This window comes from Gordonia gummivorans, from assembly GCF_022513585.1.
In the GTDB taxonomy this organism is placed as follows: domain Bacteria; phylum Actinomycetota; class Actinomycetes; order Mycobacteriales; family Mycobacteriaceae; genus Gordonia.
In genome coordinates this window covers 1-24044 of sequence record NZ_JAKWBF010000046.1, presented here as the reverse complement: position 1 = coordinate 24044, position 24044 = coordinate 1, and the positions used below count along the sequence as shown (strand labels likewise).

Sequence of the window (24044 nt, the reverse complement as noted above, 5' to 3'; positions counted from 1 at the left end):
TTTGTCTCAAATCACCTGTCACCCGACACTCAGGCGGTGGCTCAGAACACACTCAGATCCAAGGCGGTGGCCGAGGTCGCCCGCCACACATTGCGCCCGTTCGCCGAGATTCTGCCGGCCGGCGCTGTACAGGTGAGCATCTCGCGCGCTCTGGTCGCCGCGGCCATGCTCGTTGGTTGCCCACCGCCGCACCGCGTCCGCGTGGACCGGCTCAACACGGGGAGTTTTCGGGGCGAGTGGGTCTTCCCTCCCGGATCAGAGGACTCTCGCCGCATCATTCTCTACGTCCATGGCAGTGGATACGCCATCTGCTCCGCACGAACGCATCGCGGGTTGGTCGCCAGGTTGACCCATCTCACCGGGATGCCGGCCTTCACCGTGGACTATCGGCTCGCACCCGAGCATCCGTTCCCGGCCGCTGCCGACGACGTCGAGGCGGCGTACGGCTGGCTTCAGGACATCGGCTACCGCCCCGAGAACATCACCGTGACAGGTGATTCCGCGGGTGGTCACCTGATCCTCGACCTGCTGGCCGAGAACGCCCGCCGCGGGCGTCCGCAGCCGCGGGCGGTGTTCCTCATGTCGCCACTGCTCGATCTGTCCCTGAAACTGGCGCGGCGGCGTGAGCGCACCGGACGACCCGACCCGCTGATCTCAGCGCGTGCCGCGCGACGTCTCGTCGGGCACTACACCAAGGGGCAGCCGGATGACCTGCCGAGCATCAAGATTGCCTTCGATCAGGCTGCGACGAAGGGGGACGGATCACATGACCTGGATCGGTTGCCGCCAAAGCTCATTCAGGTAGGTGGTTCCGAGATGCTCTGTGCCGACGCCGAATCGGCCCAGGCCCTGCTTCAGGATGCCGGAGCGACGTGTGACCTGCAGGTGTGGCCAGGTCAGATACACGTCTTCCAAGCTCTGCCCACGCTGATACCCGAGGCCCGCGACGCGCTGGCCGCGGCAGCCGAGTTCATTCGGACGGCAGAAATGGTGCCGTCCGGTAAGAGGCCGAGTGCGACGAGCGGACCGCTCGAGGCGCTCACCGCGGAAGCAGCAGGATGAGCAGCCGACGAACTCGCAGGGCACGGGCAGTGGTCACCGGTGCCGGGAGTGGGATCGGACGGGCATTCGCCGTCGAAATCGCCCGTCGTGGTGGACAAGTCCTCTGTGCCGACATCGACCAGGATCGCGCACATGCGACCGTGGAGATCATCGAACGCGCCGATCGTGGGCGAGCGTCGGCGTACTTCTGCGACGTCTCTCAAGTCGACGACATGCGTGCGCTCGCTGATCGGGCCCGCGAGTACTTCTCGGGTCCGACAAGCTTGATGATCAACAACGCCGGCGTCGGCATCGGCGGACGAGCGGTGGGCTCCATCGGAATCGATGACTGGGAATGGGCGTTGGGCATCAACCTTCGCGGCATGATCTACGGCTCAGAGCTCTTTCTGCCGCAACTCCAGGAGTCCGGCACCGGTGGTCTCATCAACGTTGCGTCCGCTGCTGCCTTCTCCGCCGCACCCGGGATGGGTGCCTACAACGTGGGAAAGGCAGGCGTACTGGCGCTTTCGGAGACCATGGCCGCGGAGCTGGCCGGTAGCGATGTCGCAGTGACGGTGCTGTGTCCGACGTTCGTGCGCACCAACGTGGCAGCTGACGGCAGGATCACCGCCGACGCGATGAAACTGGCCCAGACCCTGATGCGGATCACCGGCCGATCGGCCGATCAGGTGGCCCGGCAAACCCTCGACGCCAACGACCGTGGCCGCCTTTATGTGCTGCCACAACTCGACGCCAGGATCATCTGGCTGGCAAAGCGTTTGCTGCCGCGGACCTACGCAGTGGGCGCGGGCCTCTTGGGCCGCGCATTGCCGACGGTGGAGCCACCGGCGCAACCGGTCGTCGACGAAAGCTTTGTACCGGAATACGACATGAGAGGAATCTGACATGCCCATCGTGCTCGAGGACATGCTGCACACCATCAAGGACCGACAGTGGGCGTTGGCTGACATCGACTGGGACGCACCCGGGGCCGAGCTGATCTCGGAGGAACAGAAGCCCAAACTCAAGGCGTTCATGGCCGATCTCGTCTGGATCGAGAACGTCGGTGCGCGCGGATTCGCTGCGCTGGCGAAGAAGGCCCCCGACGACACACTCGCCGAGATCTACCGGTACTTCCATGCGGAGGAACAGAAGCACGCGAACGCGGAACTCGCCCTCATGCGTCGATGGGGCATGCTCACCGACGATGAGGTGCCCGAACCCAATATCAACATCCGTCTTGCCATCGAGTGGCTCGATGCCTTTGCCGACCGCATGTCGCTGTCGGTGTTGGGCACGGTGATCCCGATGCTCGAAGTGGCCCTCGACGGTGCACTCCTGAAGTTTCTTCTCGAGGAAGTGAAGGATCCGGTGTGCCATGAGGTGTTCCGCAAGATCAACTCCGACGAATCCCGACATCTCGCAGTCGATTTCCACGCTCTCGACATGATCGGCAATGCGAGGTTGCGAAAGCTGATCATCGAGGCCGTCGGGACCGTCGCGTCGCCGGCGGTCATCATCGGCGCACTCATGTATGTGCCACTGCTGAACAAGATGCGCGACAACATCGTCGCCATGGGTCTGCGTGAAGAACGTCTCTACGATGCGATGAAGCGATTCAAGAAGAACGGCGAACGTGGCAACGGAACCCGACTGATCACCTATCAGGTGCTGAAGTATCACGCAGGATGGGTTATCAACCGCGACAACCCATATCACTACTTCGCCGACGCCATGGTGCGCATCACCGACCACTATCCTCGATTCCTGCTCCGCCCGCAGCCGACGTGGTCGAAGGAACTGACCTACGAGCCGGTCGCATAGCGCGGTGGACGACGCGGCGGTTGAATCAGAAGTCGACGATTCGGTCGATCTCACCGTCGACGCGGCCACGGTGATCGTCGGCGCAGGTTTCGCCGGCATCGGTACCGCCATCCGCCTGATCCAGCAGGGTGATCGTGACTTCGTCATCCTCGAACGGGATGTGCGGCCCGGCGGGACGTGGCGCGACAACACTTATCCGGGTGCCGCCTGCGACATCCCGTCGCGGCTGTACTCGTACTCATTTGCGCCCAATCCTGATTGGTCGCACTGCTATTCGGGTAGCCGCGAGATCCTGGCCTACATCGATCGGATGGTCGCCGATTACGATCTCGCGCGCCACATTCGGTACTCGCACCTGGTCGTCGGCATGGAACTCGACGAGTCGTCGGGAACCTGGCGCGTCGACCTGGCCGACCGACCCTCCCTCGAGACCCGCGCTGTGGTGGTCGCCTCGGGTCCGCTGTCCACACCGGGCTACCCGCAGATCGAGGGTATCGATCGGTTCGGCGGCCACAAGATGCATTCGGCGGCATGGGATCACGACTACGACTTCGCCGGAAAGAAGGTCGGCGTGATCGGTACCGGGGCATCGGCGGTCCAGATCATCCCCGAACTGGTCCGCGGGGGCGCACAGGTCACGGTGTTCCAGCGGACGCCGGGCTGGGTCCTGCCACGACTCAACCGTCGGATCTCCTCGCTCGCGCGGGGCGTGTACCGGAACGTGCCCGGCACACAGAGCGCTGCGCGCTCTCTCTGGTTCTGGGGGCACGAGTCGGTTGCCGTGGGCGCCGTCTGGAACTCGCCGTTCACCCGTGTGATCGAAGGGGTGTCCAAGGCCAATCTGCTTGCACAGGTGCGTGATCCGTGGATGAGGAGGCAACTGACTCCCGATTTTCGAGCGGGATGTAAGCGTCTGCTCATGAGTAGTGACTATTATCCGGCGCTCCAAGCCGACAACTGCACGTTGGTCACCTGGCCGATCGCTCGCATCTGCGACAAGGGCGTGCGCACGGTCGAAGGTATCGAGCGCAGATTCGACTGCCTGGTCTTCGCAACGGGATTCGAGGTGTCCAAGCAGGGTACGCCGATCCCGATCCGTGGCCGAGACGGCCGCGATCTGGGTGAGGAATGGTCCCAAGGTGCGTATGCGTACCGCAGTTTCGCAGTGGCCGGCTACCCGAACATGTACTTCACCTTCGGGCCGAACTCCGGTCCTGGCCACAACTCTGCACTGGTGTACATGGAGGCCCAGATCGACGCGATCGTCACGGCGATCACGACAATTCGAGACAACGATCTCGCACTTCTCGACGTGCACCGGCCCGCCCAGGATCGCTACAACGAGTCGATACAGCGCAGGCTGGCCCGAACAACCTGGAACTCTGGTTGTCGCAGTTGGTATCTGACCGACAGCGGGTTCAACGCCACCATGTACCCGGGGTTCGCGAGCCAGTACATCCATCAGATGCGTACCGTCGATTTCACCCGCGATTTCCGTGCGGTGGCGCGGGAGTCGGTGATCGCGCGCCCAGCCAGTAGACGCCGAACGCCATCAGCGCCATCCCGGCGAACACCACGATGAGCGACAGCGTCATCGACAGATAGCCCTGGCCGCGAGGATCGATGAACGGGTACGGGTACCAGTCGACGAACGGTCCGCGGATCAGGGTGTACACGCCGTAGACGAGGGGAAGGGCCAGCCAGGTGAGCCAACTGCGGTCGGGCAGGAAACGTGGGCGGAAGACGATCCAGTCCACGAGCAGGACGATCGGCATCGTCCGGTGCAGTACACCGTTGATCCATTCGATGTTCAGGTTCACGTCGACGTTGGCGAGCAGAAGTGCGTAGACGATGCCGGTGATCACCATCGCCGTCGTGACCGCACCACGCAACCATTGCCATCCGGCACCGGCGGGCGCGGCGATGGCGCCGACCAGCAGAACGATGACCGCGGCGACGTTGCTCAGGATGGTGAAGTAGCTGAAGTAGTCGGCGAGGGTGAATCCCGGGTTGTCCCAGCTCTCGATCGGCACCAAGATGAGCGCCGTCAGTCCCAGTGCCGCGAAGCCCAGCCGAAGGACACGGGCCCACCAGGTCTGCGAGCGATCGACGGACAGGGGCGCTGCAGGCGTGGGTGCGGCCATGTCGCGGTCTACTTGGCCGTCGCCTTCACCGCCATGACAACTGTCCCCTTGCACGGCCCGCTGTCGATGACGGTCCGCCATGAGCCGGTCTTGGTCCCGTCACGTCGCGGGGTGTACCAGGCGACGGAGTGCGCGGGCGCCCACACCTTGGGTTTGCCGGCACCCATGTAGCAATCCCACTGCCAGTCGAAGCGTTCGACCCAGCTGACCCCGTCCCAGGTGTACCGGGGTGGGCGGGGGATGGTCGGATTCTGCGCTTGCGGGCCACCGACCACCGTCGCGACGCATCGGCCGCCACTGCACTGGGTGGCGAAGGTGTAGACGTTGGAGAAATCCGGTTCACGTTGTCGAGCCGCGAGGCTGGTGCCGGTCTTCGACGCGGCATAGCGAGTCAGTGTCCACTGGCCGTTCCAGGTGGGCGCGGCCGCCGCAGGTCCGGAAGTGACCGCGAACCCGGTCGTGGCCAAAGCGAGGGCGAAGAGGATGACGGCGTACTTGCGCATGGTGTCAGTACATTGCGAGCGGTCGCCGACCGCAGCAAGTTCGCTCAGCCGGCCCGATTACGGTGGTGGCATGCGTGTGGCGACCTGGAACGTGAACTCGGTGAAGCAGCGAATCCCGCGGTTGCTGCCCTGGCTCGACGAGCGGCAGCCCGACGTCGTGTGTCTGCAGGAGACCAAGCTGTCCGACGATGCTTTCCACGACGTGCTCGGCGCCGACCTGACCGACCGTGGCTACGCCATCGCCCACCACGGCCAGGGGCAGTGGAACGGGGTGGCGCTTCTGTCGCGGGTGGGGCTCGACGACGCGCGCAACGATTTCGACGGGATGCCCGGCTACCCGGACCCGAACACGCTCGAGGCCAGGGCGGTATCCGCAGTGTGCGGCGGCCTCCGCGTCTACTCGCTCTACGTCCCCAATGGCCGGGTGCCCGACTCCGACCACTACACCTACAAACTGGACTGGCTCGCGGCGCTGTCGCGGTCGATCGACGACCCGTCGTCGACGATGCTGTGCGGGGACATGAACATCGCCCCGACCGACGCCGATGTCTTCGACCCCGACGCGTATGTGGGCCATACGCACGTGACCGAACCCGAGCGAGCGGCGCTCGCACGGTTCGAGGTGCTCGGCCTGCACGATGTGGTGCGTGAAAGATGGCCGGATTCACGAGTCTTCAGCTACTGGGACTATCGTGCCGGAATGTTCCACAAGGATCTCGGTATGCGGATCGACCTGATTCTTGCCGGTTCGCAGGCGGCGGACCGGACCGTGGCCGCATGGGTGGATCGTAAGGCGCGCAAAGGAACCAAGCCGAGCGATCACGCACCGGTGATCGTCGACCTCGACGATGCCCCTGATGGCGATATCGGCCCGATGGTGCCGCCGCCGTCGAATCCGGCCAAGCGCGGATCGTCCAAGGTGAAGCTGCCGCAATCCACGGACTGACCTGCGGTATGTCCGTTCAGAAGGCTAAATCTTAAGGCGTACAAAGGAACCGGTTGGTCCTATGATCGGATTAGTACGATCGAACGGTTTTCCACAGGGCGCGCTCAGCCGACGCTCAGCCTGTCATCAGTTCGTGATACGAATGCATCTCCGCGGATGGTCTGCGGGATGTCAAAGGGAGAGATTGGCTTATGAAGAAGCTGACTTGGGTCTTGGGGTTCCTTGCCTTGGCGCTGGCGGCAATCCTGGTGGTTCCGACCGGAACCGCGGGTGCGACGCCGGCCGGAAAGGTGCCGACACACAACGCGAACGCGACCATCTCGCCGAGCGGTGACACCATCACCGTCGAGCTGCGCGATGGGAAATTCGTTCCGAATCAGGAAAATACCGAGATCAAGGTCGTCGACGGGCGCGGCAACGTGACTGAGACCGTCCCGCTGATGCCGGTGTCCAACGGCAAGACCGTCCACGTGCGCGCCGTTGTGTCGCAGGATGGCAAGACCGCTACGTTCCACGGGCCTGTCGCCACACCGGTTGCCAAGAAGAAGCCGGGCAAGCGGATGACCAGGGACCAGGCTTTCCAGAAGATGACCTACCAGCTCAACAAGGACTGGCCGTGTGCGGCGCCGTACATCATCGGTGGCGCCCTCATCGGGTTGTTCTTCATCGTGGGCTGGGTCATCGGTGGCGCTATCGGCGCCTACATCGGCTACACCACCTGCAACCACGGGGCCGGCTTCCGGTCAGTGGTCACCTGGTGGAACACGCCGTAGTCGTAACCTCGCACAGTGCGGTACCCGGGTCCCGGCGTGTCCTGCGCCGGGACCCGGTCTGTGTCACCAAGTGTTCACCCGCGTCGAATGGTCGACGTCATCGGTGGTCAGTACCCTCGCGACATGACATCGACCGCGACATCGGTGAACGGGTCGAGGCACCGCGACCTCGCACGATTGCGGGACCGCCTGGCCGCCCTACGGCACGACGCGCTGACTGCCGAAGGCGCCGCGTCCGACGCCATCGCGGGCGTACATCCGTCGCATCGCGCGAGTGCCGCCAACATCATCCACTACTGCGCGTTGCGCGCCCATGACCTTCGTGACCTGCAACTCGAACTGAGCGCAGAAGGGCTGTCGTCCCTGGGGCGCATGGAGTCGGGGGTGATGCGCAATCTGGATGCGGTCATCCGCATCCTCGACGACGTACTCGGCAGGTCCGAACCCGCCGACGACGCAACTGCCGATGCCCCTGAGCCCGGCCCTGGACCACTCGCCGAGAACGCGGTCGCCCTGCTCGGTCCGTCGCCGGTCGGTCGGCCGACGAGAATCATGGTCACCATGCCGTCGGACGCCGCTCTCGACACCGCGCTCACCGTCGAGTGTGCCGCAGCAGGAATGGATCTCGCCCGCATCAACTGCGCTCACGACGATCCGGTGGCCTGGCGGTCGATGGCCGCCCATGTGCACGCAGCGCGCGCCGACGCTCGGGTGGCGATGGACCTCGCCGGGCCCAAGCTGCGCACCGGTCCGATCGCGCCCGGGCCGCAGGTCCTCAAGGTCCGTCCAACCCGCAATCTGCTCGGTGAGGTGCTCGTCCCGGCACGGTTCTGGGCCGGCGAGGCGCCGATCCGGTCGGAGGTGCTCGACGCGGCACCCGTCGGCGACGCTCGATGGCTCGCAGGTCGGTCGATCGGAGAGGAGGTGCGGCTCATCGATGCGCGCGGTCGTCGACGGGATCTGCGGGTCCTCGAGATCGCGTCGAACGGGGTGCTGCTGGGCACCGACCGCACCATGTACCTGACGCCCGGTCTGAGGTTGCGGGCGAGCGACAGGTCGACGGCGAAGATCGGCTCGCTGCCCGCGGTCGCGCAGGCCCTGCGGGTGCACACCGGCGACAGCATCGCCCTGACCGCCGACCTCACCCCGGTGATCCCGTCAGACGATGGCCGCCACCGCATCGGATGCACCCTGCCCGAGGTGTTCTCGGCGGTTCGTCCGGGCGATCGGGTCTACTTCGACGACGGCAAGATCGAGGGTGTGGTGGCTGCGGTGTCGTCGGGAGAGGTTCCCGAGGTGGACGTCGAGGTCGTGCGAGCCGCACCGGGCGGCAGCAAGTTGCGTGAGGCCAAGGGCATCAACCTGCCCGACACCGAATTGCCCACGGCCGCACTGACCGACGACGACATCGCCGCGCTGCGCACCGTCGTGGAGATCGCCGACCTGGTGAATCTGTCGTTCGTGCGCAGCGCCGGGGATGTCGCGGACATGCAGCGTCGGCTCGGCGAACTCGGCGCGACCGATCTCGGCCTGGTGGTCAAGATCGAGACGATGGCCTGCTTCAAGCGGCTGCCCGCGATACTGCTGCAGCTGCTGCGGACCCGACGTGTCGGTGTGATGATCGCGCGTGGTGACCTCGCCGTCGAAGCGGGTTTCGAGCGGCTCGCCGAGGTCCAGGAGGAGATTCTGTGGTTGTGCGAGGCCGCGCACGTGCCGGTCATCTGGGCGACCGAGGTTCTCGACAACCTCGCCGACTCCGGCCTGCCGACGCGGGCCGAGATCACTGACGCGGCCGCGGGCAATCGCGCCGAGTGCGTGATGCTCAACAAGGGTCCGCACATCGTCGAAGCGATCGAGTCGTTGAATCGCATCCTCTCGCGGATGACCCGGCATCTCGACAAGAAACGCCCGCTGCTCGGAAGGCTGCCGGCGTGGGATCCGCGCGGGTGACGGGCGATATCCTGATATCAGTCGATCCTCAGGAGGGGCTGTGCCAGACATTCTCATCACGGGCCTGTCGGACGCCGCGGTGGCCCAGATCGATCGGCAGGCTAACGCGCTGGGCTTGTCGCGCAACGAGTTTCTGCGACGCCAGATCGAGGATCAGGTAGCCGGTCGCTCCGATACCACTTTCACGTCCGATACCACTTTCACGGTCGCCGACCTCCGGCGCGCAAGCGACGCTGTCAGCGACTTGCTCGACGACGAGGTCATGGACAGCGCGCGGCGCTGAGAGGCTGGCTCATCTTCTCTTGGCGGCCACCGCGGGACTGAACCCCGATCCGAAGAGTTCGACGACCGGGCCTCTGACCTGGGCAAATACGCTTGCGTCGTGCCCGAAAAACTTAGGGGAAGAACTTCTTCCCCTAAGTTCCAAGTCGTCCCCGCGAAATTTCGTGGGGAGGACTCCAAGGGTAGGGGAAGAAGTTTCTTCCCCTATTTTCTGTGCGGCTTCTTGCCGGACGACGCCGCCTTGTTCCCCGCCTCCACGATCGACAACGACGTCGGCTGGTGGTCGCCGCGTCGCAGAGTTCCCGTGAGCTGCTTCCTCGGCCGGCCTCGACGGTAACAAGCGATCGACGCGCGCGTGAACAGTCGCTGCTCTTTTGCCACCACTGGAGTGCCTGGCGCGTCAAACGGCAACCTTTGTCGTCTCATGGAACAATCACGCCAACGACTGACGTTGATCACCACGAATGTCACCCTTCGTTCATCACGACGACGGTGCCCGTCCACGTGCGGGAACCGGATTTTGACCTGTACAAACTCGGTCGGTAGAGTGGATCGTCGGTGCCCGGCACATGCTGGGCCAGTCCGCATGCCCTCCGATCGGGGAGCGTGTGACTGACAGGCGAATCCGCTGTCGAGCGTTTGACACGCCCGACCCCGGGGTAGCGATAAATGTACTGACCAGCGCAAACGTGCTGGTGGGGCGAGTTGTGGAAGCGGCCGAACCGGGACATCTCGGACTTGGCCGCTTGCCCGGAGCACCAACCACGACGAGACAACACAACAGAGGAAAGAACACCTAAGTGCCAACCATCAATCAGCTGGTCCGCAAGGGCCGCCAGGACAAGGCTGCCAAGACCAAGACCGCAGCCCTCAAGGGAAGCCCGCAGCGTCGCGGCGTGTGCACCCGCGTCTACACCACCACCCCGAAGAAGCCGAACTCGGCACTGCGCAAGGTCGCCCGTGTGCGTCTGACCAGCGCGGTCGAGGTCACCGCCTACATTCCGGGCGAAGGCCACAACCTGCAGGAGCACTCGATGGTGCTCGTCCGCGGCGGTCGTGTGAAGGACCTCCCCGGTGTGCGTTACAAGATCATCCGCGGCTCGCTCGACACCCAGGGTGTCAAGGACCGCAAGCAGGCCCGCAGCCGCTACGGCGCCAAGAAGGGGAACTGATAAGCGATGCCACGTAAAGGACCCGCACCCAAGCGCCCCCTCATCAACGACCCCGTCTACGGTTCGCCGCTGGTCACCCAGCTGGTCAACAAGATCCTGCTGGACGGCAAGAAGTCGACCGCCGAGCGCATCGTCTACGGCGCCCTCGAGCAGGCCCGCGACAAGACCGGCACCGATCCGGTCGTCACCCTCAAGCGCGCACTCGACAACGTCAAGCCGACCCTCGAGGTGAAGAGCCGCCGTGTCGGTGGTGCCACCTACCAGGTGCCGGTCGAGGTCAAGCCGGGCCGCGCGAACACCCTCGCGCTGCGTTGGCTGGTGACCTTCAGCCGTCAGCGTCGGGAGAAGACCATGGTCGAGCGCCTGGCCAACGAGCTGCTCGACGCCTCCAACGGTCTCGGTGCTTCGGTGAAGCGCCGCGAGGACACCCACAAGATGGCCGAGGCCAACCGGGCGTTCGCGCACTACCGCTGGTGACCGTTCGCTTCGCGTGATCGCCACCACGGCCCTCACGCGAAGCCGACAGCCCTTTTCCACAGATATTCCCGAAGGGACGAGATGGCACAGGAAGTGCTCAGCGACCTGAACAAGGTTCGCAACATCGGCATCATGGCCCACATCGATGCCGGTAAGACCACCGCTACCGAGCGGATCCTCTTCTACACCGGTGTGAACTACAAGATCGGTGAAACCCACGACGGTGCTTCGACCACCGACTGGATGGAGCAGGAGAAGGAGCGGGGGATCACCATCACCTCCGCCGCGGTGACCTGTTTCTGGAACAAGAACCAGATCAACATCATCGACACCCCGGGACACGTCGACTTCACCGTCGAGGTGGAGCGCAGCCTGCGCGTGCTCGACGGTGCCGTTGCCGTGTTCGACGGCAAGGAAGGTGTCGAGCCGCAGTCCGAGCAGGTCTGGCGGCAGGCCGAGAAGTACGACGTCCCGCGCATCTGCTTCGTCAACAAAATGGACAAGCTCGGTGCCGACTTCTTCTTCACCGTGCGCACCATCGAGGAGCGTCTCGGTGCCAAGCCGCTGGTTCTGCAGCTGCCGATCGGTGCCGAGGACAACTTCGACGGCGTCGTCGACCTGATCGAGCAGAAGGCGATCACCTGGCGTGGCACCGTCGAGATCGGTGCCGAGCCGACCTACGAGGAGATCCCCGCCGATCTCGTCGATCAGGCAGCCGAGTACCGCGAGAAGCTGCTCGAGACGGTCGCCGAGACCGACGAGGCGCTGCTCGAGAAGTACTTCGGCGGTGAGGAACTCACCAAGGAAGAGATCCAGGGCGCGGTTCGCAAGCTCACGATTGCTCGCGAGTACTACCCGGTGATCTGCGGTTCGGCGTTCAAGAACAAGGGCATTCAGCCCATGCTCGACGCCGTCATCGCTTACCTCCCGTCGCCGCTCGACGTCCCCTCGGTCGAGGGTCACGCCGTCGGCAACGAAGAGGAGATCCTCTCGCGCAAGCCGTCGGCCGACGAGCCGTTCTCGGCGCTCGCGTTCAAGATCGCGGCTCACCCGTTCTTCGGCAAGCTGACCTTCGTCCGCGTCTACTCGGGCCGGATCAACGCCGGCACCCAGGTGCTCAACGCCACCAAGGGCAAGAAAGAGCGCGTCGGCAAGCTCTTCCAGATGCACGCCAACAAGGAAAACCCGGTCGAGGATGCCACTGCGGGCCACATCTACGCGATGATCGGCCTCAAGGACACCACCACCGGTGACACCCTGTGCGACGCCGCGGCACCCATCGTGCTGGAGTCGATGAGCTTCCCGGACCCGGTCATCAACGTCTCGATCGAGCCGAAGACCAAGTCCGACCAGGAGAAGCTCGGCACCGCCATCCAGAAGCTCGCCGAAGAGGATCCCACCTTCTCGGTGCAGCTCGACGACGAGACCGGCCAGACCGTCATCGGCGGTATGGGCGAGCTCCACCTCGACATCCTCGTCGACCGTATGCGTCGCGAGTTCAAGGTCGAGGCCAACGTCGGCAAGCCGCAGGTGGCCTACCGCGAGACCATTCGCAAGACGGTCGACAAGCACGAGTACACCCACAAGAAGCAGACGGGTGGATCGGGCCAGTTCGCGAAGGTCATCATCAAGCTCGAGCCGCTGGTCGACGCCGAAGACGGCGCGACCTACGAGTTCGACAATGCGGTCACCGGTGGCCGCGTTCCGCGCGAGTACATCCCATCCGTGGATGCCGGTGCGCAGGACGCGATGCAGTACGGTGTGCTCGCCGGTTACCCGCTGGTCAACTTGAAGGTCACCCTGCTCGACGGTCAGTACCACGACGTCGACTCCTCGGAAATGGCCTTCAAGATCGCCGGCTCGCAGGCTCTGAAAGAGGCTGCGAAGATGGCGTCCCCGGTCATCCTGGAGCCGATCATGGCCGTCGAGGTCACGACTCCGGAGGACTACATGGGTGACGTGATCGGCGACCTGAACTCCCGCCGTGGCCAGATCCAGGCCATGGAGGAGCGCAGCGGTGCACGTGTCGTCAAGGCACAGGTTCCGCTGTCGGAGATGTTCGGCTACATCGGCGACCTTCGGTCGAAGACCCAGGGCCGGGCTAACTACTCCATGGTGTTCGACTCGTACGCGGAAGTTCCGTCGAACGTGTCGAAGGAAATCATCGCAAAGGCAACCGGCGAGTAAGTCGCCCAGCCAGAGCGGGATGCGCCGGCCACACAACAAGCGGGCGCAAACAACGTAAGTACACAAACCCCTGCTGGGATCCGCCCAGCAGAGCAACACAGTCCAGGAGGACAATCAAGTGGCGAAGGCGAAGTTCGAGCGGACCAAGCCGCACGTGAACATCGGCACCATCGGTCACGTCGACCACGGCAAGACCACCCTGACCGCGGCCATCACCAAGGTGCTGCACGACAAGTACCCGGACCTCAACAAGAGCTTCGCGTTCGACCAGATCGACAAGGCTCCTGAAGAGAAGGCTCGTGGTATCACGATCAACATCTCGCACGTCGAGTACGAGACCGAGAAGCGTCACTACGCACACGTCGACGCCCCCGGTCACGCCGACTACATCAAGAACATGATCACCGGTGCGGCTCAGATGGACGGCGCGATTCTCGTGGTCGCCGCCACCGACGGTCCGATGCCGCAGACCCGTGAGCACGTGCTGCTGGCCCGCCAGGTCGGCGTGCCTTACATCCTGGTCGCCCTGAACAAGGCCGACATGGTCGACGACGAAGAGATCATCGAGCTCGTCGAGATGGAGGTCCGCGAACTGCTGGCCGCCCAGGAGTTCGACGAGGAAGCCCCCGTCGTCAAGGTGTCGGCGCTCAAGGCCCTCGAGGGTGACCCCGAGTGGACCAAGTCGGTCGAGGAGCTCATGGCTGCCGTCGACGAGTCGATCCCGGACCCGGTCCGCGAGACCGACAAGCCGTTCCTGATGCCCGTCGAGGACGTCTTCACCATCACCGGCCGCGGCACCGTGGTCACCGGTCGTGTGGAGCGCGGCGAGGTCAACGTGAACGAGGAAGTCGAGATCGTCGGCATCCGCGAGAAGTCCACCAAGACCACCGTCACCGGTATCGAGATGTTCCACAAGCTCCTCGATTCGGCGCAGGCGGGCGACAACGCCGGTCTGCTGCTCCGCGGCCTCAAGCGTGAGGACGTCGAGCGCGGTCAGGTCATCGTGAAGCCGGGCACCACGACCCCGCACACCGAGTTCGAGGGCCAGGCCTACATCCTGTCCAAGGACGAGGGCGGCCGTCACACCCCGTTCTTCAACAACTACCGTCCGCAGTTCTACTTCCGTACCACCGACGTGACCGGCGTCGTGACCCTCCCCGAGGGCACCGAAATGGTCATGCCGGGCGACAACACCGAGATGAGCGTCAAGCTCATCCAGCCGGTCGCCATGGACGAGGGCCTGCGTTTCGCCATCCGCGAGGGTGGCCGCACCGTCGGTGCGGGTCGAGTCACCAAGATCGTCAAGTAGCGACGATTTCCCGCGCCCGAGGAGGTCACGTGAGAGCGTGGTCCTTCAGGCGCGGGCCTGCGTCGCGGATCGTCAAGTGATTCACTGACTCACTGAGTCGACAAGGCGCCCGGTCACGAAAGTGACCGGGCGCCTTTGCTTGTCAGGTCAGGTCCGACGGAGTCCAGGTGGGCCAGGCCGGGTATCCAACTGGAACGCCGTGGCCATAGGTCGCCACCAAAAGGTACGGCGTCCGGGCGAGATGGTTGGCGAAAAACTCTGCGCGGTCGACGCGGTCGCGGGCACGGGCGACAAGTGGCCATAACCGGTCGTAGCGTTCGCGGATCTTGTGCTCAGGGACTTCGTGTCCGCCCCGGCGCACGCGTTCGGCCACACGCTGCACGGTCAGATCGACCGGCACGAGGATCATGTGCAGGTGAACGAGGTAGCCGCGTCGGAGTGCGTCGTCAACGAGGTCGTTCTTGCTGGGATGACTGAACACGGTCTCGGTGATGAAAGACTTTTGCGCAATGAGGAGTTCGCCACGCTGTGCCGCCGCAGCCCGTGAGGCCTCATAAGCATGTTCCGGCTCAGCGCCCGGCCACCGCTGATGCGCGATCACGTCGGCATTGACGAACGGCAGTCCTGTGACGGGTCGCAGGACACGCTCGACGTAGGTGGTCTTACCGGAGCCATTGGGTCCCGCGAGGACGTGCAGGACGGGCATCAGTCGTGGGTGGGCCGGATGACGACGTCGCCTGTGTCATCCGATTCGGACCACGATTCTCCCGGCTCCGTGAATTCCGCTTCGAAGTCGAGCGCCTCTCGGCGCTCGGTGATCCGTTGGTCCCACTCGGCGCGAACGATCGCCTGTTCGCGTTCGGAGAGGTCGTCGTAGGAGCCGTCGCCGGCCAATACCCACTGGACATCACGCTGACTGACGCCAGGCGAGGATTCCAGTTCGCGGCCGATGCGGATCCAGCGATTGATCTGCTGGACGGCGCTGCGATGCTGCACCTGCGCGTCGGCGACCGCAGCATTCCACAGATCTTCATCGACTCGCGTTGGTCGAGACGAACCGGTCATGGAGAGAGTGTATCGAAATGATACGCCCGCTGATTGCACGCGGCATCGATCCGGTGTGATCTGCGCATCTCTTCCGGCAGTTGCGCACTCACTCCGTAGTAAGGTTTGTGAGCTCTTACTTAGGTAAGGCTTACTAGTTCCTGTGAGGATAGTGTCGAGTGAAGTTGTGGATGCCGGTTCTCGGAGCGATCGCCGCGGCGGTGGCGATCGTAGTGGTAGTGCCGACGGGGACCGCCGGTGCGGCACCCGCACCGAAGATGAGCATGACGACAGGGCCGGCGTCGGTGTCGGTGTCCGACGACGGGCAATCGGTGTTGGTCAACCTGAGTGAGGGAATGTTCCGGAAGTCGGCCTCCGGTGACGCTCTGCTGCTGGTGGATTCGCGGGGCGCTGAGCGCAAGCGTCTTCCGCTGCTCGCCGATCTCGGGGATCAGGTCGTGCGGATTGCGCCGACGCTGTCCGCTGATTCGCGGTCGGTGCGGATGGTTCCCGTCGCCGAGCGCACGCAGCCGCAGACGAACCAGCCATCGGGTCATGACAAGAAGTCGCCACAGAACAAGCCGAGAAAGCTCAATGCCAACCGGGCATGGGACGAGATGTGGAAGCAACTCAAGGCCGATTGGCCGTGCGCGTCGCACTACGCCGCGACCGGCTCGCTCATCGGGGCGTTGATCGGAGCCTTGGTGGGGTCCCTGTTCTTCATCTTCGGTGCGATCTACGGTGCGCTGATCGGCGCGTACTACGGCGTGTCCATCGGTGTGCAGGTCGGCTACCAGACGTGCAACAAGGGCGCCGGCTACAAGGCGATCGGAAACTGGCAGCAGGCGCTGCTGCGAGGCTCGGTCACCGTCAAGTAGTCATGGTCTGCGCGGGTGCCCGGTCACGAAAGTGGCCGGGCACCTTTGCTATTGGCTAGTTCCAGCCGTACACGTAGTCGCAGAGGCCGGTGCCCCTGTCGTTGCCGCTCTTCAGGGCGGGGGTGCTGTTGAGCAGGTAATAGGTGTTGGGAGCGCCGGAGGCGATCACCGCAATGCACTGGTGCGGAATATCGCTTTGAACCTGGGTATGGAGCACCTTGACCAGATTCGGCATCTGACCCGTGTACTTGACGACCCGGAACACCGCGTCCGTGCGCTTCTTGTTCTTGTAGTCGTTGACGGGAAGTACGACATTCGACGTGGGGGCAGCCCACCGGTTCAGGTTGGTCTCCGGCTTCTTGATCGCCTTCAACGCGGTCACCGTAGCGGGATTGGCCTGTGCCATGTGGAGGTGGAGCTGGTCCTGGCCACGGGCGTCGGCGGAGTTGACTCCGATGGCCAACGGCTTGTTCGGATTCTTGTAGACCGTGGTGGTGCCCTCTTTCCAGGCGTAGCGCCAGAAGTTCAACTGCGAGCCATCCCACAGGTACGAGCACTCGATGCCCTGAATCCGGTTGGTGGGGACGAGAAGGAAATCGTCACCGAAGCCGGGGTGGTCGCCACCGGAACGAATCGAGTACAGCTTCGGATTCTGCTTCTCTGGTTGAACCACTCGGATGTTTCCGCGAGTGTCGGGCGTGGCGCTCTTCTTCGCGTCCTTCACGCGCTCCCAGAGTTTGATGCGCGTATTGGGCGGGTTGCCCGCGACGGCGTCGGAGTAGTGTCCGCAACCTGCGGGTGGCGGTGCTGCCGAGGCCATGGGAGCCGAACCGACGCCCACGGCGGTGGCGCCGACCACGGCTCCGATGGCGATGGCCACGAACGTCTTACGGACGCTCCGATCCGAGAGGTGGAAGTGGTGCAACATATCGGCCCTTCTCGCCGAGGAGCCCCGGGGGTGACTCACCTGACGCGAGAGTTTGCCACCGAAAAAGGCCATACGCTGCCGGAACGACGATATTGACCCAACCTGTTCATCTGCCACGTTCTATGGTTCTGCCATGACCATGTTCGGCGAATCGGGTTCGGGCCCACGTACCCCGCGGTCGATGTGGACGTTCTTGAGCACCTTCGGTTTCGTGATGCTGTGTGGCATCGTCGGTCCGATCTTTCTGGTGGCCTACTTCCTCATCGACGAACCCGGCATCGAGTGGATGCTCTGGACCGGTCTCGGGATCACGATCCTCGACATCGCGCTCGGCATCGGTCTGGGCTTGATGTCGTCGAGCGGGAACCAGCGATCCAGCAGATTGCGGGCCACCGGCCGTGCCGCGATCGCCGACATCACGTCCATCCAGCAGACCAACGTCGAGATCAACGACCAACCACTCATGAAGCTGGGCTTGCACATTCACGGCGACGACATCGTGTCCTTCGACGTCGAGAAGCGCACCGTCGTGCCGGTGTATCAGCAGGCGCTGCTGCACGGCCGTCGGCTCGCGGTGCTGGTCGATCCGGCCACCAACGAGTTCGAGATCGATTGGCAGGGAACAGCATTGCTGTCCGGGTCGGTTCCGGCGCAGTTCACCTCGGCGGAAGATGGTCGGACCTACGACATCACCGGACAATTCGAGCCGCTGAGCAAGATCCTGGCAATCCTTCAGCAGCATGGCATTTCGACGGCAGGTTCCATCGACCTGCGGTCCAATCCCGCGGCGCGCGACGAGGTGATGAGCGTCGTGCAGTCGTACATGGGCGGTGGTGACGAGAAGAAGTTGCCCCGCGAACGGTCGATCGGGGAGCGGCTCGCCGACCTCGAGGATCTCAAGGTCCGCGGGGCGATCACCGACGCCGAGTACGCCGAGGCGCGCGGTCGAATCCTCGGGTCGATCTGATCCGAAGAGTACTGCCCTCGGCCTCCTGAACTGGGAAATGCGACCCTGTCGTCGTTTGATCGGGAGGTGCGAGGGACACCCTGTGTTGTGTTGGAGGATCTGTGTGCTGCAGCATCCGGTTGACCTGATTCGACACAGGGTGTGGCCAGAGTTCGAGCGGAGTACCACGGCGACCTGGCTGGGAGGCGCGGTCTGGGCTTCGTTCCGGCCGCGTCCGGCGTCGACCTGAGAGATCGCGGGACCTGGGCAGATGCGTGCCCAGCCGGCCCGCACAATCGACATGATCACGGCGCCGCCTCGGCGCGTGACTGAGATCGGGCCCCTCAGGGCCCAGTTCCGAGATATTCCCGGAGGACCACCCTCACAGGCCCGATCTCAGTCATCGCCTCGGCTATCAGTACACGTTCGGCGATGAGTCGCCGGCGACCACAGCGTGGCTGACACCCGCTGTTGCACCGCGGGTTTCGCGGCTCACCACCGGGCCACTGAAAGTAGGGGAAGGTTCTTCCCCTACTTTCTGCCCCTGCTTGTTGAGTCGTCCGCGAGAAGATTCGCGGGGAGGACTCCAGGGGTAGGGGACGAGTTTCTTCCCCTACTATTTGTGGATCGTCGTCGCCGCGCCGCGCTCCACGGCCCTCTTCCTGCCTCCACGATCGCCGCCGCAGGCGGCGGGTGGGTCGCTGATCCGAAGAGTACTGTTGTCGGCCTCTTGAACTGGGGAAATGCGTCTGCTCCGTCGTCACAAAACTTAGGGAAAGAGTTTCTTCCCCCGATCTCAGTCACAGCCACGACCGCGCTCGTCCCGCCTCCATGATCGTCGGCAAGGCCGACGGTGGGACGCTGATCCGCAGAGTTCGGTAGGCGACCCTGCCTACTCGGGGAAACGATTCAGCGCCGCCCCGCAGAATCAGGGGAAGAACTTCCCCGGGGTTCCCCAACACGCTCGGCGGGTTGGCGGCGGGTGGGAAATGCCCAGCTCACCGGGGCAAGTCAGTTTAGAATGCGCCCATGGGATTGTTCGGTGACTCGGGGCCCAATCCCCGGCGATCGGGTCTGGCGGGGATGTTCTCCGGCGGGCTGTCCGACATCGCGTCGTCGTTGACCCAGGCCGTCCAGCAATCCGGCGGTACGGCCGCACAGCACCTGGCGATGCGCCCGACGAGCTGCGTCGCCATGGCCGAGATCATGTCGATGACGCAGACGGGCATGCAGGTCAACCATCAGCCGATGATGGTGCTCGGTGTGCGTGTTCAGGGCGACGGCATCGCTGCGTTCGACGCCGAGAAGCGGACGGTGGTACCGCTCTTCCAGCAGGCCCTGCTGCATCAGCGCCGACTCGTCGTGGTGGTCGACGCGGCCACGCGAGAGTTCGAGATCGACTGGCAGGGAACATCTTTGCTGGCCGGATCGGTCCCGGCGCGGTTCACCTCGGCCGAGGACGGTCGCACCTACGACATCACGGGGCAGGCCGAGCCGCTGCTCGCGATCCTGCAGGTCCTGCATCGCTACCGGATTCCGGTGTCGGGATCGATCGACCTGCGGTCCAATCCGCAGGCGCGCGCCGAAGTCATGGAGGTCGTCCGGGGGTATCGGGCCGGCGGTGGTCGTGATGCCGGCGACGACGACGATCGCAGCGTCGAAGAGCGACTGACCGAACTCGAGGGGCTCCGGCAGCGTGGCCTGATCAGTGACGACGAGTACTCACAAACGCGTCATCGCATTCTCGGCTCTCTCTGAGCTGCGAGCCCACAAGTAACTCTAGTAACACACGCAACAATCACCTCATTGGTAACACGTCGGTTTCGATGTCGGCGCCCTGTGGTCACAGCCGTAGCGTCGCTGGTCGACGGCGTTTTACTGTTCGGCAGTGCAGTTCACCACTGGTCGCCCGCGCGTCATGCGCCGTCGGCGTCGAATCATTGTCTCGCTCATCGTCGTGCTCGCGGTCATCGGAATCGGTGCGCCTCAAGTCGGCAACGCCGACGCCGCCTCGTTCGGCCGGTTCTACGTCAGCGGATGCGGGATGCCGAGTTCACCGGTCGACATGTGGACCAAGTGGGGCAATTACAAGACCGTCATCGCGCTCGACGGACTCCGCGCCACCAAGGACATGAGCGGCTGGCGGCACGAGACCAAGATCCAGCGGCTCGCCGACTCCGGCGTCAACGTCATCGAGCCGGTCGGCGGGCTGGCCAGCTTCTACACCGACTGGCAGACCGCCAGCCCGGGCAACAAGATCAAGTACCGGTATCGCTGGACGTGCCGACTCAACACGATCATCCGTGAGCTCGACGCCCGCGGACTCGCCGTCGGCCCGCTGGGGAAATACGCCATCATGGGAATCTCCATGGGCGGCAACGCCGCAGCGATCTACGGTGCCTATCACCGCAAGCGCATCTCGCACATCTTCTCCATGTCCGGCTATCTCAACCTCTCCGCGCCGACGATGCGCGAGGCCGTGCGGCTCGCGCTCATCGACGCGGGTATGGAGAGCGGGATGGGGCCGTTCAGTGCCGATGCGATGTGGGGTCCGCCGTGGAACAAGCGGTGGACCAACAACGACGCGCTGGTGCAACTCCCGAGGATGCGTGGCATGAAGATCCGCGTGGCGTCGGGCTCGGCGACCTGGGGTTCCCACAACACCGATGCGGTGGCGTCGGTGAAGGGTACCCCGCTCGAAATGATCTCCCTCGCCCAAACCCGTGCTTTCGAGGTTGCGGCAAACCTGCAGGGCATCCGCATCTCCACCGACTTCCCGAACGTCGGCACCCACCAGTGGGACTACTGGCAAGACATGGTCTGGCGGGCCAAGAACCAGAAGTGGTTCCGCGATCGGTGACCCTGAACTGACGCCGTAGGCTGGCGCTGCGAGCAGCGCGAGCGACGAAGGGGTGTTCGGTGTGCGGATACTGACGAGAACCACGGGCCCAGACCTCGCGGTCCGCGTGTCCGGCGATCTCGACTCCCGACGTGCGGTACTCCTCGTCCACGGCATGGCGGGCGACCATTCCACCTGGCGGTCAACCGCACGGCGACTGCGCGCCGTGAGCCGCCCGGTGATCAGCGTCGATCTGCGCGGTCACGGCCGAAGCGGTCGGGGAGATCGCCCGTACCGGCTCGACGACCTGCGTGACGACCTCGACTTCGTCCTCGACGAGTTGGGCCTCGACACGGTCGACGCCGTCGGGCACTCCCTGGGTGCGCACTCGCTGCTCAGGCTGGCGATGACCCGGCCGGAACGGGTCAGCCGGCTGGTGCTCGAGGAGGTGCCGCCGATGCCCCGTGACCAGGCCGACGTCGACGAACAGATCACCGTCAGTGCCAGATTCGGCGAACACGTGCGCGGGCTCGTCTCCCTTGTCCAAAATCCCTACCCGGTACTGCGATTCGATCGGCGGATGGCCGAGACGGTGGCCTCCGAATTCGAGGTGAGCGCGCCGCAGTGGTGGGCGAAACTGGAGCGCGTGACGGCGCCGACGCTGGTGATCTCCGGTGGCCCGCAAAGCTTTCTGCCGCCACGCCATCTGGCGACGCTCGCCGAGGCGCTACCCGATGGCCGGTTTGTGCGGATCGACACCGGCCACAGCGTGCACCGCGACAAGAGTCGCGAATTCATCGACGCCGCAGTGGGTTTCCTCGACGATCGATGACGGTGGTCAGGCCGCCGGCTTGTTGTGCAACGGCCGCGGGTCGACGCCGACCGTCTTCCACGCCTCGTAGGCCCATGGAACGTAGAGTGCTTTGAGCGGCAACCGGTTGAACAGCGGGTTCATCGCCCTCATGAATGCGGCGAAGCGCTGGAAGTTCTTCTCCCGCTTCTCGTTCCATTCCAGGTCGCAGACGTCACGCATCTGCTGCGGAAGGGTGCCCACGATGACGGTCCGGATGAAGGCGTTCAGCGGTGCCGACGCGACGCGCCAGACCGGGGCCGGCACGCGCTTGGGTCGGGGGAGGCCCTGACGGATGTAGCCGGTCGCGTACACGATCGTCTTGTGGGGGACGAAGCGGTCGAGCATGTCGTCCCAGTATGCGACGAACTCGTCGTAGGTCTGCGGCTGGCTGCGCGGGCTCACTCCGTACAGCTCGTACCAGACCTTGCTCTCTTCGAAGATCTGTTCCTTCTCGGCGCGACTGAGGCGTCGGATGAAGGTGTCGGTGATGTAGAGGACCTGGTCGACAAAGGTGGCGTGCGCCCAGTAGAACAGTTCGGGATTGAGTGCGTGGTAGCGCGAGCCGTCGCTGATGGTGCCCTTGATGTCGCGGTGGAAGTCGCGGACCGTGCGACCCCACTTCTGCGGTTCGGTGCTGTAGACGGTCTTCATGACCGGGGGGCCGGTGCGCTTGGCGCGCCCGAGGAAATCGTCGAAGATCACCGAGTGGTCGAGCACCGCCTGGCCGAGTTGCTCGATACAGTTCTCGGTTCCGGCCAGTCGCTGAAAGCCCAGCACGCCACGGGAATCGCCGTAGAACTTCCAGATCAGGGAGTCGGCGCCGAGCCGAGGCATCACGATCTCGGCGGCACTGTCCGGGGTGTCGTCGACGATGACCGGCTCGGCCTCGCGGATACCGACCTCGAATCCCTGGTTCACTGACATATCGCGAGGTTATCGCATCTTGGGACGAACGCAAAGATTTGTCTCAATGGTGAGCGGAGGATGGGTGCAGTCAGACAGGTTTTCCGTGCCGACGGCGGCAGAACTGCTCGACTCGGCGGTCGTCGTTCGCGTACCCATGCGCACACGTTTTCGTGGCCTGATCGAGCGGGAGGTCATGATCTTCGCCGGCCCGGCCGGCTGGGGAGAGTTCGGCGCCTTCGTCGAGTACGACGATGCCGAGGCGTCGTCGTGGCTGAAATCGGGCATCGAGGCTGCCTATCTCGGGCCGCCGCCGGCCGTCCGTGCGAGCGTTCCGGTGAACGCCACGGTGCCCGCGGTTCCGGCCGATCAGGTGGCGGGCATCTTGGCCCGATACCCCGGCGCGCGGACCGCGAAGGTCAAGGTCGCCGAACCCGGCCATACGCTGGCCGACGACGTCGAACGTGTCGAGGCGGCGCGGGATGTCGTCGACCGGGTGCGTGTCGACGCCAACGGCAAATGGGCTGTCGAACAGGCGATTACGGCGATCGGTGCGATCGGGCCCGTCGAGTACGTCGAACAGCCGTGCGCGACGGTCGAAGAACTCGCGCAGGTGCGCCGCGCCGTCGACGTGCCGATTGCGGCCGACGAGTCGATCCGCAAGGCGAGCGACCCGATGCGCGTCGTCGCCGCCGATGCGGCCGACGTCGCGGTGGTCAAGGTCGCCCCGCTCGGCGGCATGCGGGCGACTCTGGCCGTCGCAGACGCCATCGGACTGCCGGTGGTCGTGTCCAGTGCCCTCGACTCCGCGGTCGGAATGGCCGCGGGGGTGGCGGCTGCGGCAGCCCTGCCCAGTCTGGTGCTGGATTGCGGACTGGCGACCGGATCGTTGTTCGACGCGGACGTGGCGCCGTCGTTCCTGCCGGTCGACGGGAGAATCGAGCCGCGCTGGTTCGGGCCGTCGGACATCGGTCCGCTCGACCACCTGCTCGCCCCGCCGGACCGGCGGCAGTGGTGGCACGAGCGTCTTGAACGCTGTCATGCA

Annotated in this window: 24 protein-coding genes; 18 read left to right on the top strand and 6 right to left on the bottom strand. The window is 64.5% G+C overall.

Annotated elements, in window-relative coordinates; all coding sequences use genetic code 11:
- Positions 1–36 precede the first annotated feature (36 nt).
- From MKW15_RS23085 to MKW15_RS23070, 4 genes are read left to right on the top strand one after another with little or no spacing between them, the layout of a single operon-like run.
- The gene (locus tag MKW15_RS23085) at positions 37–1062 is read left to right on the top strand and encodes an alpha/beta hydrolase (RefSeq protein ID WP_240862534.1); all 1026 of its coding nucleotides are present in this window, start codon (positions 37–39) and stop codon (positions 1060–1062) included.
- Positions 1059–1946 (top strand): SDR family NAD(P)-dependent oxidoreductase, encoded by an 888-nt coding sequence (locus MKW15_RS23080; protein ID WP_240862530.1) that lies wholly within the window; start codon positions 1059–1061, stop codon positions 1944–1946. Before MKW15_RS23085 ends, MKW15_RS23080 begins: the two co-directional genes overlap by 4 nt.
- Position 1947: 1 nt before the next feature.
- A complete protein-coding gene (locus MKW15_RS23075) occupies positions 1948–2865 on the top strand; it encodes a ferritin-like domain-containing protein (protein WP_240862528.1) in 918 nt (305 codons plus the stop codon).
- A 4-nt stretch (positions 2866–2869) separates the two neighbouring features.
- On the top strand, positions 2870–4447 hold the full coding sequence (locus tag MKW15_RS23070; RefSeq protein ID WP_240862525.1) for a flavin-containing monooxygenase: 1578 nt from the start codon (positions 2870–2872) through the stop codon (positions 4445–4447).
- On the opposite strand, the gene MKW15_RS23065 is transcribed toward MKW15_RS23070, so the two are convergent.
- Both MKW15_RS23065 and MKW15_RS23060 read right to left on the bottom strand, forming a co-directional pair.
- A complete protein-coding gene (locus MKW15_RS23065) occupies positions 4347–5009 on the bottom strand; it encodes a Pr6Pr family membrane protein (protein WP_240862524.1) in 663 nt (220 codons plus the stop codon). The two genes, MKW15_RS23070 and MKW15_RS23065, sit on opposite strands and share 101 nt — an antisense overlap.
- Before the next feature lie 8 nt (positions 5010–5017).
- Complete coding sequence (locus tag MKW15_RS23060) at positions 5018–5512, bottom strand: Rv2253 family sensor-like surface protein (RefSeq protein WP_240862522.1); 495 nt, start codon at positions 5510–5512, stop codon at positions 5018–5020.
- Positions 5513–5582: 70 nt separating this feature from the next.
- On the opposite strand from MKW15_RS23060, the gene MKW15_RS23055 reads away from it, so the two are divergent.
- The 8 genes from MKW15_RS23055 to tuf all read left to right on the top strand — a co-directional run bounded on the left by MKW15_RS23055 (position 5583) and on the right by tuf (position 14608).
- Positions 5583–6458, top strand: coding sequence for an exodeoxyribonuclease III (locus MKW15_RS23055; protein ID WP_240862521.1), 876 nt, complete (start codon positions 5583–5585; stop codon positions 6456–6458).
- Between the two features lie 191 nt (positions 6459–6649).
- Positions 6650–7231 (top strand): hypothetical protein, encoded by a 582-nt coding sequence (locus MKW15_RS23050; protein ID WP_240862519.1) that lies wholly within the window; start codon positions 6650–6652, stop codon positions 7229–7231.
- 123 nt (positions 7232–7354) lie between these two features.
- Positions 7355–9181: a pyruvate kinase gene (locus tag MKW15_RS23045; RefSeq protein ID WP_240862517.1), complete on the top strand. Its 1827-nt coding sequence runs from the start codon at positions 7355–7357 to the stop codon at positions 9179–9181.
- Positions 9182–9221: 40 nt separating this feature from the next.
- The gene (vapB, locus tag MKW15_RS23040) at positions 9222–9464 is read left to right on the top strand and encodes a type II toxin-antitoxin system VapB family antitoxin (RefSeq protein WP_240862516.1); all 243 of its coding nucleotides are present in this window, start codon (positions 9222–9224) and stop codon (positions 9462–9464) included.
- Positions 9465–10263: 799 nt separating this feature from the next.
- A complete protein-coding gene (rpsL, locus tag MKW15_RS23035; RefSeq protein ID WP_240862513.1) occupies positions 10264–10635 on the top strand; it encodes a 30S ribosomal protein S12 in 372 nt (123 codons plus the stop codon).
- Between the two features lie 6 nt (positions 10636–10641).
- Positions 10642–11112 carry a 30S ribosomal protein S7 gene (gene rpsG, locus MKW15_RS23030; protein ID WP_006335166.1) on the top strand — a complete coding sequence of 157 codons (471 nt, stop codon included), beginning with the start codon at positions 10642–10644 and terminating at the stop codon, positions 11110–11112.
- Positions 11113–11193: 81 nt separating this feature from the next.
- Complete coding sequence (gene fusA, locus MKW15_RS23025) at positions 11194–13299, top strand: elongation factor G (RefSeq protein ID WP_240862511.1); 2106 nt, start codon at positions 11194–11196, stop codon at positions 13297–13299.
- A gap of 118 nt (positions 13300–13417) precedes the next feature.
- The gene (gene tuf, locus MKW15_RS23020; protein WP_240862509.1) at positions 13418–14608 is read left to right on the top strand and encodes an elongation factor Tu; all 1191 of its coding nucleotides are present in this window, start codon (positions 13418–13420) and stop codon (positions 14606–14608) included.
- A gap of 142 nt (positions 14609–14750) precedes the next feature.
- Here tuf and MKW15_RS23015 read toward each other — a convergent pair whose 3' ends face one another.
- On the bottom strand, positions 14751–15314 hold the full coding sequence (locus tag MKW15_RS23015) for an AAA family ATPase (protein WP_240862506.1): 564 nt from the start codon (positions 15312–15314) through the stop codon (positions 14751–14753).
- A complete protein-coding gene (locus MKW15_RS23010; protein ID WP_240862504.1) occupies positions 15314–15673 on the bottom strand; it encodes a ParD-like family protein in 360 nt (119 codons plus the stop codon). The genes MKW15_RS23015 and MKW15_RS23010 overlap by 1 nt, the downstream gene beginning before the upstream one ends.
- A gap of 158 nt (positions 15674–15831) precedes the next feature.
- On the opposite strand from MKW15_RS23010, the gene MKW15_RS23005 reads away from it, so the two are divergent.
- Positions 15832–16530, top strand: a complete 699-nt coding sequence (locus MKW15_RS23005; RefSeq protein WP_240862502.1) for a DUF6861 domain-containing protein — start codon at positions 15832–15834, stop codon at positions 16528–16530.
- A gap of 55 nt (positions 16531–16585) precedes the next feature.
- On the opposite strand, the gene MKW15_RS23000 is transcribed toward MKW15_RS23005, so the two are convergent.
- Positions 16586–17458: a CDP-diacylglycerol diphosphatase gene (locus MKW15_RS23000; RefSeq protein ID WP_240862500.1), complete on the bottom strand. Its 873-nt coding sequence runs from the start codon at positions 17456–17458 to the stop codon at positions 16586–16588.
- Between the two features lie 133 nt (positions 17459–17591).
- Here MKW15_RS23000 and MKW15_RS22995 point away from each other — a divergent pair, with 133 nt between their 5' ends.
- The 4 genes from MKW15_RS22995 to MKW15_RS22980 all read left to right on the top strand — a co-directional run bounded on the left by MKW15_RS22995 (position 17592) and on the right by MKW15_RS22980 (position 22075).
- Positions 17592–18425: an SHOCT domain-containing protein gene (locus tag MKW15_RS22995; protein ID WP_240862498.1), complete on the top strand. Its 834-nt coding sequence runs from the start codon at positions 17592–17594 to the stop codon at positions 18423–18425.
- A gap of 1008 nt (positions 18426–19433) precedes the next feature.
- A complete protein-coding gene (locus tag MKW15_RS22990) occupies positions 19434–20162 on the top strand; it encodes an SHOCT domain-containing protein (RefSeq protein WP_240862497.1) in 729 nt (242 codons plus the stop codon).
- 160 nt (positions 20163–20322) lie between these two features.
- Positions 20323–21264: an alpha/beta hydrolase gene (locus tag MKW15_RS22985; protein WP_240862532.1), complete on the top strand. Its 942-nt coding sequence runs from the start codon at positions 20323–20325 to the stop codon at positions 21262–21264.
- A 61-nt stretch (positions 21265–21325) separates the two neighbouring features.
- Entirely contained in the window at positions 21326–22075 is a 750-nt protein-coding gene (locus MKW15_RS22980) for an alpha/beta fold hydrolase (RefSeq protein WP_240862494.1), read from the top strand.
- A gap of 6 nt (positions 22076–22081) precedes the next feature.
- Here MKW15_RS22980 and MKW15_RS22975 read toward each other — a convergent pair whose 3' ends face one another.
- A complete protein-coding gene (locus MKW15_RS22975) occupies positions 22082–23020 on the bottom strand; it encodes an oxygenase MpaB family protein (RefSeq protein ID WP_240862491.1) in 939 nt (312 codons plus the stop codon).
- A gap of 85 nt (positions 23021–23105) precedes the next feature.
- On the opposite strand from MKW15_RS22975, the gene MKW15_RS22970 reads away from it, so the two are divergent.
- The coding region (locus MKW15_RS22970) for an o-succinylbenzoate synthase (protein ID WP_308221095.1) at positions 23106–24044 on the top strand (939 nt) is incomplete at its 3' end.